The 12,254-nt window shown below is 41.8% G+C and carries 12 protein-coding genes; 1 reads left to right on the forward strand and 11 read right to left on the reverse strand.

The annotated features are described in order from the left end of the window. Positions 1-49 precede the first annotated feature (49 nt). The 11 genes from WJM94_RS07235 to WJM94_RS07285 all read right to left on the reverse strand — a co-directional run bounded on the left by WJM94_RS07235 (position 50) and on the right by WJM94_RS07285 (position 10,809). Entirely contained in the window at positions 50-895 is an 846-nt protein-coding gene (locus WJM94_RS07235) for a lysostaphin resistance A-like protein (RefSeq protein WP_444493574.1), read from the reverse strand. 299 nt (positions 896-1,194) lie between these two features. After that, a complete protein-coding gene (gene ribBA, locus WJM94_RS07240) occupies positions 1,195-2,304 on the reverse strand; it encodes a bifunctional 3,4-dihydroxy-2-butanone-4-phosphate synthase/GTP cyclohydrolase II (RefSeq protein WP_444493575.1) in 1,110 nt (369 codons plus the stop codon). 119 nt (positions 2,305-2,423) lie between these two features. Next, positions 2,424-3,194, reverse strand: coding sequence for a triose-phosphate isomerase (locus WJM94_RS07245; protein WP_444493576.1), 771 nt, complete (start codon positions 3,192-3,194; stop codon positions 2,424-2,426). A 22-nt stretch (positions 3,195-3,216) separates the two neighbouring features. Then, positions 3,217-3,675 carry a ribose 5-phosphate isomerase B gene (rpiB, locus tag WJM94_RS07250; protein ID WP_444493577.1) on the reverse strand — a complete coding sequence of 153 codons (459 nt, stop codon included), beginning with the start codon at positions 3,673-3,675 and terminating at the stop codon, positions 3,217-3,219. Between the two features lie 84 nt (positions 3,676-3,759). Further along, positions 3,760-4,518, reverse strand: a complete 759-nt coding sequence (locus WJM94_RS07255) for a DeoR/GlpR family DNA-binding transcription regulator (protein ID WP_444493578.1) — start codon at positions 4,516-4,518, stop codon at positions 3,760-3,762. A gap of 32 nt (positions 4,519-4,550) precedes the next feature. Beyond that, positions 4,551-5,816 (reverse strand): TRAP transporter large permease, encoded by a 1,266-nt coding sequence (locus WJM94_RS07260; RefSeq protein ID WP_444493579.1) that lies wholly within the window; start codon positions 5,814-5,816, stop codon positions 4,551-4,553. 2 nt (positions 5,817-5,818) lie between these two features. After that, positions 5,819-6,337, reverse strand: coding sequence for a TRAP transporter small permease (locus WJM94_RS07265; protein WP_444493580.1), 519 nt, complete (start codon positions 6,335-6,337; stop codon positions 5,819-5,821). Positions 6,338-6,381: 44 nt separating this feature from the next. Then, positions 6,382-7,368 carry a TRAP transporter substrate-binding protein DctP gene (gene dctP, locus WJM94_RS07270; RefSeq protein ID WP_444493581.1) on the reverse strand — a complete coding sequence of 329 codons (987 nt, stop codon included), beginning with the start codon at positions 7,366-7,368 and terminating at the stop codon, positions 6,382-6,384. Positions 7,369-7,414: 46 nt separating this feature from the next. Next, positions 7,415-8,251 (reverse strand): phosphogluconate dehydrogenase C-terminal domain-containing protein, encoded by an 837-nt coding sequence (locus WJM94_RS07275; RefSeq protein WP_444493582.1) that lies wholly within the window; start codon positions 8,249-8,251, stop codon positions 7,415-7,417. Positions 8,252-8,263: 12 nt separating this feature from the next. After that, positions 8,264-9,478, reverse strand: a complete 1,215-nt coding sequence (locus WJM94_RS07280; RefSeq protein WP_444493583.1) for a RuBisCO large subunit C-terminal-like domain-containing protein — start codon at positions 9,476-9,478, stop codon at positions 8,264-8,266. Positions 9,479-9,480: 2 nt separating this feature from the next. Further along, positions 9,481-10,809 (reverse strand): four-carbon acid sugar kinase family protein, encoded by a 1,329-nt coding sequence (locus tag WJM94_RS07285; protein WP_444493584.1) that lies wholly within the window; start codon positions 10,807-10,809, stop codon positions 9,481-9,483. Positions 10,810-11,113: 304 nt separating this feature from the next. Between WJM94_RS07285 and glpX the strand changes: the two genes are divergently transcribed. Continuing rightward, positions 11,114-12,112: a class II fructose-bisphosphatase gene (gene glpX / locus WJM94_RS07290; RefSeq protein WP_444493585.1), complete on the forward strand. Its 999-nt coding sequence runs from the start codon at positions 11,114-11,116 to the stop codon at positions 12,110-12,112. Positions 12,113-12,254 lie beyond the last annotated feature (142 nt).

Below are 12,254 nucleotides of genomic sequence, written 5' to 3' on the forward strand. Positions count from 1 at the left end.
CGGTTTTTTGGCGATCATGTTCTTACTGACTAAGTGTCAGAATGCAGACTCAACGCGCTACGGCCGGATAAGTAAAGAAAAGAAGATGAACAAAGTTGAAAAGGAAGTGCACTAAGACCGCACACCAAAGACGCCCGGTAAAATGGAAAACTAAGCCATAACCTAATCCAGCCAGCGTTGCGAATAAGACCAGTAATCCTCCACCAGCAATATGCGCTACGCCAAATAATACACTTGCAATGGCTAACCCTATCATCCAGTTGAAACGCCGACTTAATGATTGTTGGATAAATCCCCGAAACAAAGCTTCTTCCGCACCACAGGTAATCATTAAGTTATTGATTGCAAATAACCACCACCAGTTTGGCAGACTTAGCTCAACTTTTAATGCTCCCAACAAACACGCAATCGGAAATAAAGCGAACAAGAGAATGAGAATGACGGAAAGCCGATGAAGCTCAACTCGCTTTTCACTACCCAATAGTGCCGGATAAGCGAAAAGAAGCGCAAAAAGAGCAAGCGGCTTATCCAAATTCAAATACATCGAAAAAGGAATACTTTGTGGACCAGCTAAAACCTTATCGAGCACTTGCAGGTTATTGAATCCCGGCATGAGATGGGTAAATAACATCGCACACCAAATCAGTACTGCAATCCAACCAAGTAAATAAAGTGGCTTCCCTCTCTGCCTGTCAGCAAATTCTGGCAGCTTATAAGCGATACCAAGCGTGACCAGAGAGGTAATAAAAGCAATAGGCTCGATACGTTTAACAATTAACGCGCTCACTAACGTCACCGCCAACAATAGCAACATTGCTGACATGTGCCGTGTAAATGCGGCTCCTATCGCGAGAAAAAGTGGCAGCCATATCCATATTGTAGCTTCAAGAAGCATGAAAATATCCCTATACAAATGACGATTCGTTAGTTGTTATTGAATTGTATAGGAAAGATGATTAGCAAAACCAATAGATCACGAATCTTGACTGGTTCGTAGATATTAAATGGGATTGAGAAAAACTGAGTAGATCAAATATCGAGCGGTGGAAGACCGAATAGATAAAATGCATGGCACGAGGAAAAACTGCGCATTTATTACTCAGTATATTAACAAGAACCGTATGAGGAACTCCTCTTATGCCGCCTTCTCACCGAAGGCGGTATAACGTCATCTTGTAGAAGTAACGAGTTCATTCAGGGCTCGATATAGCTAACTACCTCTAAACCAAAACCAGATAATGAGTGGTACTTTTTACCTGATGATGATAGAAGATTCATTTTTCGGACACCAAGATCGGATAGGATTTGCGACCCTACTCCAATCCGCCTTGAAGTCTTTATTTTATCATTAGTAGAAACTGCTTCCCCAAGGTCAATAGCCTGATAACGCTCTACCTTTTCAATAATTGATTCTGCATTTTCTGACTGCCCCAAAATTACAAGTACACCATTGTCATTAGAAATTTTTTCCATCGCCTTATTCAAAGTCCAACTTTGAGCACTTTCTCGGACCGAGTGGAGAACGTCTTTAAAAGTATCTTGAAGGTGTACTCGAACGTTAGTCGGCTCATCGTTGATCTCTCCTCTTAACAAGGCAAAGTGGGTTTGACCGTCGACAGTATCACGGTATGTAACCATAGAAAATTGACCAAATTCCGTTGGTAACTGACATTGAGAAACTCTTTCTATTGTTGTTTCTGTCTTATTACGATACTCAATCAAATCCGCGATTGTACCGAGCTTAAGATTATGCTTTTCAGCAAACAGCTCTAATTGCGGTCTTCTTGCCATCGTGCCGTCTTCGTTGAGAATTTCAACGATGACCGAAGCTGGTTCAAAACCAGCTAATTTTGCTAAGTCACAACCCGCTTCTGTATGACCCGCTCGAACTAGTACACCACCATCTCTGGCAGCAAGAGGGAAGATATGTCCCGGTTGAACCAAATCAGTTGATTTCGCATTAGGTGCAACAGCTGCTTGAACAGTTACAGCCCGATCCTCAGCTGAGATCCCTGTGGTAACTCCTTGAGCAGCTTCGATAGATACTGTAAAAGCGGTCGCCCACGGTTCAGTATGATTGGTGACCATAGGGAATAAGTTAAGATCATCACATCTCTGTTTTGCTAAAGTTAAACAGATCAAACCACGCCCATGGGTAGCCATAAAATTGATATCTTGGGCTGTCACATGCTGTGCTGCCATCATGATATCACCTTCATTTTCGCGGTCTTCGTCATCCATAAGGATAACCATTTTACCTTTACGATAATCTTCAATTATCTCTTCAATAGTACTAATTGGCATAATGCTTATTACCTTTTCTAATCAATACTTTATAAAAGCTTTTTAACACCATTCTCTAGCCTCTCGATCATAAGTAACTTATTGAGTATCCATCTTCCAGAGACTTCGACTAACATTTTTTAGTATTCATTTTCTGCTAAATCGATCAACCTACAGAAATCCTCCGCGCACCATGCTGAGCGACCCACAAAGATTCCATCAATATTGGTTTGTTTAAGTAACCCAGATGCATTCGAATGATTGACACTACCACCGTAAAGGAGATACATGGAATTCGAGATTTCTTGGCCATATTGCTCAAACAGAGCTGTACGAATCGCCTGATGAATTTGCTCCGCTTCCTGCGCTGAGGCTGGTATACCACTTTCACCAATAGCCCAAACGGGTTCGTATGCGATTACTACTTGAGATAGCTGCTCGTATGGTACTTCGTGTAAAGCAATTTTTACCTGACGTACAACGGACTCTACTGAAACATTCCAATTTTTCTCTTGCTCGGTATCGCCAACACAAACCAGTGGTCGTAGACCATGTTTTAACGCTGCAAGTACTTTTTTATTTACAGTATCGTCATTTTCACCAAACATATGACGGCGTTCTGAATGCCCAATTTCTACGATGTCTATACCGCAGTCTTTTAACATCAGAGGAGAAACCTCTCCGGTAAAAGCACCTTGGTCTTCCCAGCCCATATTCTGCGCCCCAACCAAAATATTAGCAGACTGCGCGACTTTGCTAACACGCTCTATATATGGAAAAGGAGGAATAGTGAATACCTGACTTTTACAATCAATACTCTGCAAATATGTCGTAATAGTATCTATCCACTCATCGGCCTCACGGCCAATTTTATTCATTTTCCAACTAGTACCTACCCAAAAAGGCTTCATAGATCCTCCTTTATAACTGAGCTTACGCACGAATAGTGTGGAATTCTGAATCAATTTCATTGATCCGATTTACTTTAGGCGTAGAAGGACCATCCGAAAATTCAGATTCTAACCAGGTATCTAGAATACTTTTGGCGAGTTCTGGCCCAATAACTCTAGCTCCCATGGTAATGATCTGTGCGTTATTACTCTTTCTTGCACGCTCTGCCGAAAATGTGTCGTGGCAGAGAGCTGCGCGAATTCCCGGAACTTTATTAGCGACGATACATACACCAATACCGGTACCACATAAGAGTATCCCGCGCTCAAAGTCACCTTGACTTACTGCAACTGCAACATCTTTTGCAATATCAGGGTAGATATGGTCATCGCCTTGCTTGAGTCCCAAATCAGTGAACTCAATATTTTTATCTGACAAATGTTTTTTGAGAATTTCTTTTAATTCAAAAGCAGCATCATCACATCCAATTGCAATTTTCATATTACTTTCCTTTTTACGCGTACAGGGGTCTACGTGAAATAATTCACGCAGACATAATTAAATAGATATTTAAGTTAAGTGAAGTTAAATAAAATTAACTTTTGACTTTATTGATTGTAATAAATCTTTATTTTGAGGACTTATATTACAATCAGTAAATATTTCCTCAAATTGTTCCAACTCAGCAATTTTATATAAAGAGCTGTTGCCGTATTTACTGCTATCTGCTACTAACACACTCTTCTTAGCACTTTTCATCATATCGATTTTGAGTGTCGACTTGTGCTCAGTTGGTGCAGTAACACCATGCTCAACGTTCCAGAAATTACAACTTATAAAAGCAAGGTCTGTGATAATAGATTGAAGTAGCCTTCTTGCGTGTTCGCCAATACAAGATTGGCTAGAACTATCTATTTTTCCACCAAATACCGTTACTTCTATTTGCTTAAACTGGCTTAAAAATAACGCAATCCTTAAATCTGGTGTAATAACCCTTAGAGGTAAATGCGTAATATTTTTCGCAATTTCCATAGTTGTCGTGCCAGCATCAAGAATAATGGTATTTCCACCTTCAATTAATTTTGCAGCTTCTTTACATATTCGGATTTTTTCTGATTTAAATAATTCATTTTTCTCTTGAAAAGAAAGCTGTGTCGCAACAAAATTATTTAAAGTCACTCCTCCATGTGTTCTTCGAACTACTCCCTGGCTATCTAATTCAACTAAATCCCTACGGATAGTCGCTGGCGAGACATTGACATGAGGAACAAGCTCTTCTACCGTAGCGAGTTTTCTATCCTTAAGGTAGTCAACTATCTTATTAAACCTTTGCTCTTTCTTCATTGAGAACTAATACCTACTGCCAAATAACCTATCTAATTTACCCACATAAGCGTAATGCTTGGGAAGATTGTAATTACAACAAGGCAGCATATCAAAGTGATCAATGGGATAAGTGTCGATTTCACCACTTTTTCGACCTGAATATTCGCGACTTGGCTCGCTGCGAACAAAGTAACTCCCAAAGGTGGTGTGAACATACCGATCGCTAAGTTAACCACCATTACTACTCCGAAGTGCACAGGATCGATACCGTAGATCACAGCAATCGGTGTCAAAATCGGCGCTAGTAATAGTATTGCGGCAGAGGTTTCCACGAACATCCCAACAACTAAGAGTAAAACATTCACCGCCAGTAGAAATTGAAGCCCTGTGGAAAAGCTATCCGTTGCAAATGTTGCTAATGTTTGTGGTATATCTGAACGACTCACCAAAAAACTCAGTAAAGATGCTGCGGCAATAATAAGCATCACGGAAGTTGTCGCAATAGCTGAACGTTTCAAGATGTCAGGAATATCTTTAAGAGAAATTTCCTTGTAAACAACTAAACCTAAAAACAGACCGTATATAACAGCAACCGCTGAGGCTTCTGTTGGTGTGAATATTCCTCCGTAAATACCACCTAGGATGATCGTCGGCATCAATATCGCCAGAACTGCATCTTTTAGCGACGACCAGAAACTTTCTCGGCCGACAGAGTCATTCTTGCCATAGCCACAAACCCTACACCAAATAATAACCATGAGGATAAGAGCTCCACCCATAAGCAAACCAGGTCCTATAGCTGCGAGAAACAACTTACCAATTGATGTGTTAGTACTTACTCCATACATGATCAGTGGAACCGATGGGGGAATAACGATACCAAGATTTGCAGATGAAGCTTGTATTGCTGTTGCAACCTTCTTTGGATAACCGTGCATGATCATTGCTGGTAATAAGATCGAGCCAACTGCATACGTTGTAGCGACACTAGATCCCGAAACAGCGGCGAATATCATACTGGTAATAACGCAAGCCATCGCTAGACCACCTTGGATATTACCAACCAAAGATTTAGCAAACTTGACCAAGCGCTTCGAAACGCCACCCTGCCCCATAATATTGCCCGCAAGGATAAACAGAGGCACCGCCATCAATGGAAAGCTATCTAACCCAATAAACATCCGCTGTGGAATGATAACTAACGGAAGGTTACTGAAAGCATAAAGCCCAATCGCACATGCAATAACGATAGAAACTGCAATTGGAACCGACAACGTAATACAAGATAGTAGTAAAGAAACTATAGCTGTTGGCATAATTAAACCTCGCTTTCATTACTGGTTTTGTAATGGCCTAACTCTAAATGCGTTTCTACATTTAAAAGATGCCACTCTAGTAATGCCGGTATCGTTAACAAAGCGCCAACAGGGATACTGATATACAACCAGAAAGCTGAGATATCCACCATTGAAACATTCTGAGATTTTACTCTTACTGCCATTTCCCATCCGTACCAGATGAGGATTCCCAAGAAAAATATCACCAGTAGTGTCACCAATCGCTTCGCCCAAAGATTTAGGGAATTAGGGAGCAGGTCTACGAAGAAACCGATCGTAATCATGCTACCTTCTCTGAATACACAACTCATCGTGAGATAGACCATCCAAACCATCATGATCCTGGCGGTTATCTCCGACCAAGTGGAGGGCGAGCCAAATACAAATCGAGTAATTACCTGATAAAACACCAATATGGCCAGTAACCCTAACAATACCGCTGATAACATAAGTACTGAATGGGATAAAAATCGACTAAACCTAATTACAAGTTTCGACATCATCGACTCCTCAGGCCAAGGCTTGCGCCCTGGCCTTTACTTCGTTATTTCATTGCTTTGATTTCAGCCATACGGTCGGTAAAGCCCATTTGTCCTGCCAACTTGTTCCTTACGTCTTCTGTCGCTGCAATAAACGGTGTGATATCCACTTTTTCGATAGTCATACCTTTTTGCTTCAACTCATCAAACGCTTCGTTTTCTAGACGTTCGCGAGTGTTACGCATTACGATAGCAGCCTTGCTAGCTGAGGCTTGAACCCACTCTTGTTCTTGTTTAGATAATCCATCCCAATAGCTTTGAGACATCGCAATAACAGCAGGACTATACAAATGCTGAGTCAGAGACGCCTCTTTTTGCACTTCGTATAACTTAGAAGTTACTGCCAAGTTAATTGGGTTTTCTTGACCATCAATTGTACCCTGCTGTAATGCGGTGAACACTTCAGTCCACGACATAGGCACTGGAGATGCACCTAAAGCTTCAAATGTCGCAATATGTACTTTGTTTTCCATGGTACGAATCTTGCGGCCTTTTAAGTCTTCAGGTGTAGTGATTGGCTCACCGTTATACGTGATCTGTCTGAAACCATTTTCACCCCATGCAAGCCCTTTGATTTGGTGTGCAGACATACCATCTAGAATGGCCTGGCCTATGTGACTGTCCAAAACCTTATGTGCGTGATCATAGCTTTCGAAGACATAGGGAAAGTCGAAAAGATAAACATCTTTGTCGAAGTTGCCCAAAGGCCCAGTCGAAGAGATGGTCATTTCGATAATACCAAGCTGCAAACTCTCTACAACTTCTCGCTCTCCCCCAAGAGCCCCTGCGGGTTTAAGGTCTACGGTTAAGTCCTTGTTGCTTAGCGTCTCCAGTTCTTGTTTAAACGCTTTCGCCGCTTCACCGTGCTGTGAATCGAGGGTTTGAGTGAAGGCTATATTGATCGTCTTAGCCTGAGAAACCATCGGTATTAAAAGCAAACTTCCCAACGCAACGTACTTAGAAAATTTGCAATTTGTCATCTTCATTGTCATTGTCTCATCCTTGTTTCACGTCTTTTGTAGTAGTTGTTATCATTTATTAGGTAATTAGCTGAATACTGTGTGCAAGCTCGTCCTTGTTGAATACTTTTTTCCAGTCTGGATGAAGAAGTTTTTCCAAACCATTGTCGATGGCTTTATTACAGGCGTCAGAGAACTGACCTTCGATTTCATCAAAGATAACGGCAGCCAAAATGTTCATATGGCCAAGTAAAAAGTCACGTGCACAGTCGTATGGCACACCCGCTTCAACAACCTCGTCCATGGCTTGACGCATTGCAGTCAGTAGCGTTGCACACACTGTTTCGGACAGACCAGGTTCTAGCATCGCCATTTGATGTAAGGTCACTCGGTACGAATCTTTGATTGGCGCATAGATAGTTTTAGCAATATCTTCACCCAAGTCCCACGCAGAGTCAGGCCCTTGAAGCAAGGTAGAAACAACACTCTGCTTAGCATGTAGACCACCAAAATGGTCATTGAGAGCTTGTTCGTTCAACTCTTTATTAAAGATCACTGGATGGCACGGATGAGTAATGAAATAAACCAGATCTTCACGCTCAGGCAGATGCCCAGCGAAAGGCGCTGCGGCGTCAAGGATTACCACCATGGTTCCGGATTTTAACTGCTCACAAACTTGTGCAGCGATATTGCCGATTAACGTATCAGGGACAGCTAGAATTACGACATCTGATTGCTGCAAGGCTGCATTTTGATCTTGAGGACCAATGGCGTCTATATCCAATATTTCTTTTAAGCGCAGACGACCCGCTTCACTAATTTCCACGTGATTAACTTTGTAATCAGATGCTTTAAGGTTTTTTGACAGGCGCATACCCATTTTGCCACCTGCACCGATCAACGATATTGTTGTCATAAATACTCCGTTTTATTTACCGCTATTTGAAAAATAAGCCAATGCTTGAGCCAACTCTTCATGAGTTTCAGCATAGTCTTGTAAGCTTTTGTTAATTAAACAGGAATCCCATGCTTGCCTGATTGCTTTAACCCCACCTTGGGCGCCCATTGGGTGGCCATGGATCCCCCCACCGCCCAAATACATTAAGTCTGTTGATTTGTCAGTTCGTAAGTATGTCTCAGGAACTTGGCCGCCCCACTGACCAGAACAGAACACTGGTAATGCTGCTTTAGTCTCACCCAATGGAAGTATCATGTCGTTGTATGCTTGAATCACTGAGTCGTTGTCTTGCCAGTATTTACCGTCGATACCATTAATCTGTAGATGATCGATACCGAGTAAACGCCACACTTTTTGCCAAACTCGAAATGAGATACCCCATTCGCTCCGCTCATGAAATGCCAAGCCATTGGTGTGGGCATGCAAAATAACATCACTGAACTTATTGAGAGAATCCAATCCACAAATACCGATTTGGTTGACGTTAATAACCGCTGCATCGCCACCATTTTTGATTAAGTAATCATGGTTCCGCTCAATTTCACCAATGTCGGAGTGACAAATATTGAATGCGTAAATCACCTTCTTGCCTGATTTTTGTTGCCATTCATCAATAACAGGCATGATCGAATCAATTCGTTTTTTCACGTGAGAATAAGGAGGACTTTGTAGCTTCTCATCATCTTTGATGAAATCGATATCCGCTTCTAACAATTGCTTTACCAATTTAGCGCTATCGAACGGCGTTATACCGATATTTGGTTTTAATATTCCGCCAACAACCGGACCTCTGCTTATACCCAGTTTGGAGTAAGTACCTTCGATCCCAAACTTCGGTCCACGAAATTGACTAATAAATAAAGGGGAAAAGTAGATATCTTCAATCATCAAGCTTTTAATTGGTTTGATTGAAGAAACACCACCACAAGCAATAGTAAAAATAGCTGATAGATCATATCCCGAGAGATCAATAGGGTAAGAGATAATAATCTCACCTTCATACTGACAACCGTCGAACTTTTGCTTGATGCTGACAATATCCGCACAAAAGTTAATAAATGCTTCTTTGGAAACTTCTGGAATTTTAGTAAACGTACCAGTGGTTTGATCGTTACAAATTTTCTCTGCTATTTTTTCGAGGTTTAAATCACTACTCACTCGATATGTAACTTCAAATCTATCCATGATTATTCCTCACCCAAAAGTAATTTTACAAAAAAGTCGTCACCACCCATTTGCCCACCTTTAAGCGCCACTTCCAATCCATTGAAATTGGGTTGCTTTGAGTGCGTGCGACACAATGGAACGCCTGGAAATAATGGAGCGACAAAAGTCAGAGCGTCGACATCCAAGCTTTGTAAGCAGTAGCCAGATGTATCTCCACCAGCGACAGCAAGCCTGTCAATCAAACCGCTATCCGCGACTTTCGCCGCAATGTTCCCAAGGAACTGACCTAGAATTTGATCAAATGATTGGCAATCACTGCCTTGCACAAAAGCAAGTGTCTCTTCGCTTGGTCCCAGCGCTGAATAGACCAAAGGTGAGATGTTATCAGCGAGCAACTCTGTACAACGCTCAATAATTTCGCACAAGTAAGAACGACGAGTTGTCTCATCCAGAAGTCGGGCGACTTCTAGCTTGATTGGCGCAAACCCATGCTCAATCGCGTAGCTAATCTGCGCACTGGTGATCAATGAACAACTGCCAGATAACGCGAGCATCTTGCTTTTACTTGCAAATCCGCTGCTTTCGACTCTGTTTGAATCACAGTAGATGGCATCTTCAAATCCTGAAGACGAGACAGTGAAGTGCATACCATCATCGCTATTTTCACGAATCAATGTACCGGCTTGTGCCAGTGATGCCTCATCGTAACTATCGAATATCACCACTTTCTGTGCATTAATGTAGGTAGATAGCAACGATTGAGGAGCTTTCGCGCTGTACATCGCTAGATTGAAAGAAACACAATCATCACTGCCCAGAGCTTGCATATGTTTGATCAAATTCGATTGTGTCATTGGTGTTGCCGGATGACAGCTCATCACCGGGTGACGGTCAATCGGAAATACTTCACCTTTATAATCGGCAAACAGCTCACCAAAGCAGACATAACGTTTTATCTTTGGTGTACCGACAACAATTGATGTCCAAGCAGGTTTAATCACCTCAACCCCAACTTTTAATGCTGTCGAGATATTGCCTTTCGCAACGTTCGAGTCAAAGGTCGAGCACACTTTGTAGTGCACATACTTTGGCTCCACGGACTTCAGAAACTCAAACACAGCCGGAAGCTCAGTCTTCATCCAAACGGGGTCTTTACTTCGGCTAACACCAGCAAGTCCGACACAAGAATAGTCTTCGAATTCGGCAAGCTCTGAAGGCGTAGGTATGCGCAACCATAGCACTGTCTTTTTACCTTTTAGGCTTAAGCTCTCCAAAACATCAGTAGAACCAGTAAAGTCATCACCGTAATACGCCAATTCTTTTCCGTTAGTTAACATCGTACCTGCCATTTCCTAGATACCTATATCATCATATTCAAATCAACTATCGTTGAACCTTGCCACTTCAAATTGATTTTTTATAATCATTCAATCATTTTTAATCACAATAATCCCATTTACTTTTTATTCAACAGTGAACGTCTTGAAAGTTGATTTAACGCACACAAATCGGATAAAACGCTCTTTTATTGAATAAACACTCTACTAAAAGGTTAAAAACGATTAAAAATCGGACTTTTGATCAAGTTAACAGACAAGAACAAAGTGACTAAATATAGTCACGATGATTGAATTTAATCAAAAGGACGAAAACATGGATGAGAGACTTTCCTATGCATTTGTGAAAGTGACAGAATCTGCCGCACTTTCTAGCTTCAAACACTTGGGGCAAGGACGAAAAGAAATTGCAGATGCTGCCGCTGTTGATGCTATGCGTTCAACACTTAATCAAATGAGCATAAATGGACGTGTAGTCATCGGCGAGGGACAAATCGACCATGCACCGATGCTTTATATTGGCGAGCAACTAGGAAAAGGAGGTGAAGCTATCGACATTGCGGTTGATCCAATAGATGGAACTAGAATGGTTGCAACTGGGCAAAATAATGCGATCGCCGTTCTTGCCGCCGCACCAAAAGGTCAAATACTGGCTGCGCCCGACATGTATATGGAAAAGCTCGTAGTGAGCGCTAAAGCAAAAGGATCTATCGATTTAGAGCGTCCACTCATGACCAATCTTCGAGACATCGCGCAGGCTCTATATAAGCCATTAAACCAACTTCGTGTCGTGACACTTTCGAAGCCACGCCATCAAGACTTAATTAAAGAGCTACGAGAACATAGTGTGCAGGTATTCGAATATCCTGATGGTGATATTATCGCTAGCTTGCAAACGTGCTTACCTAGTGCTCCGTTCGATGTTATGTATTGTATAGGTGGTGCGCCAGAAGGCATCATTTCAGCCGCTGCCGTTAAAGCTCTAGGCGGAGACATGCAAGGCAGATTGTTACTTCGTAGCGAAGTGAAAGGAAAAAGTGATCAAAACTTAGCTTATGATGTTGCCGAACAACAGCAATGTGAGGCATCAGGAGCGACACCAGGTAAGGTTTACTCACTAAATGAACTTATTTCTGCCCATGAAATTCTGTTTTGTGCAACGGGAATTACTGATGGGCATATCCTATCTGGCATAGAAATAACCGATAAAACCATCAGCAGTGAAAGCATACTTATAGACGATAGCGGTAGTATCCGACTCATTCGAAATACAAAAGCGGCCAAACAGTACAATCAAACTGCTGTTGCTGTTTAGCGCTTATTTATGACACATCGATTCGATTTCTACGAGTGCTAGTAAACTAGTATCTTTTAATGAGGCTTAGCGGCATAAACCCGAGATAAAACTATTATGTTTCATCTCGGAACAGAGCACTTTACACTTAAATCGCCAACTA

The sequence above is a fragment of the Vibrio sp. YIC-376 genome, assembly GCF_052353105.1.
GTDB lineage: Bacteria > Pseudomonadota > Gammaproteobacteria > Enterobacterales > Vibrionaceae > Vibrio.

Coding starts and splice junctions, on each gene's coding strand:
- glpX (WP_444493585.1), top strand. CDS start 11,114: ATGGATGAGAGACTTTCCTATGCATTTGTGAAAGTGACAGAATCTGCC.
- WJM94_RS07245 (WP_444493576.1), bottom strand. CDS start 3,194: ATGAAGCCTTTTTGGGTAGGTACTAGTTGGAAAATGAATAAAATTGGC.
- WJM94_RS07260 (WP_444493579.1), bottom strand. CDS start 5,816: ATGCCAACAGCTATAGTTTCTTTACTACTATCTTGTATTACGTTGTCG.
- WJM94_RS07265 (WP_444493580.1), bottom strand. CDS start 6,337: ATGTCGAAACTTGTAATTAGGTTTAGTCGATTTTTATCCCATTCAGTA.
- WJM94_RS07235 (WP_444493574.1), bottom strand. CDS start 895: ATGCTTCTTGAAGCTACAATATGGATATGGCTGCCACTTTTTCTCGCG.
- ribBA (WP_444493575.1), bottom strand. CDS start 2,304: ATGCCAATTAGTACTATTGAAGAGATAATTGAAGATTATCGTAAAGGT.
- WJM94_RS07255 (WP_444493578.1), bottom strand. CDS start 4,518: ATGAAGAAAGAGCAAAGGTTTAATAAGATAGTTGACTACCTTAAGGAT.
- WJM94_RS07285 (WP_444493584.1), bottom strand. CDS start 10,809: ATGGCAGGTACGATGTTAACTAACGGAAAAGAATTGGCGTATTACGGT.
- WJM94_RS07280 (WP_444493583.1), bottom strand. CDS start 9,478: ATGGATAGATTTGAAGTTACATATCGAGTGAGTAGTGATTTAAACCTC.
- rpiB (WP_444493577.1), bottom strand. CDS start 3,675: ATGAAAATTGCAATTGGATGTGATGATGCTGCTTTTGAATTAAAAGAA.
- dctP (WP_444493581.1), bottom strand. CDS start 7,368: ATGACAATGAAGATGACAAATTGCAAATTTTCTAAGTACGTTGCGTTG.
- WJM94_RS07275 (WP_444493582.1), bottom strand. CDS start 8,251: ATGACAACAATATCGTTGATCGGTGCAGGTGGCAAAATGGGTATGCGC.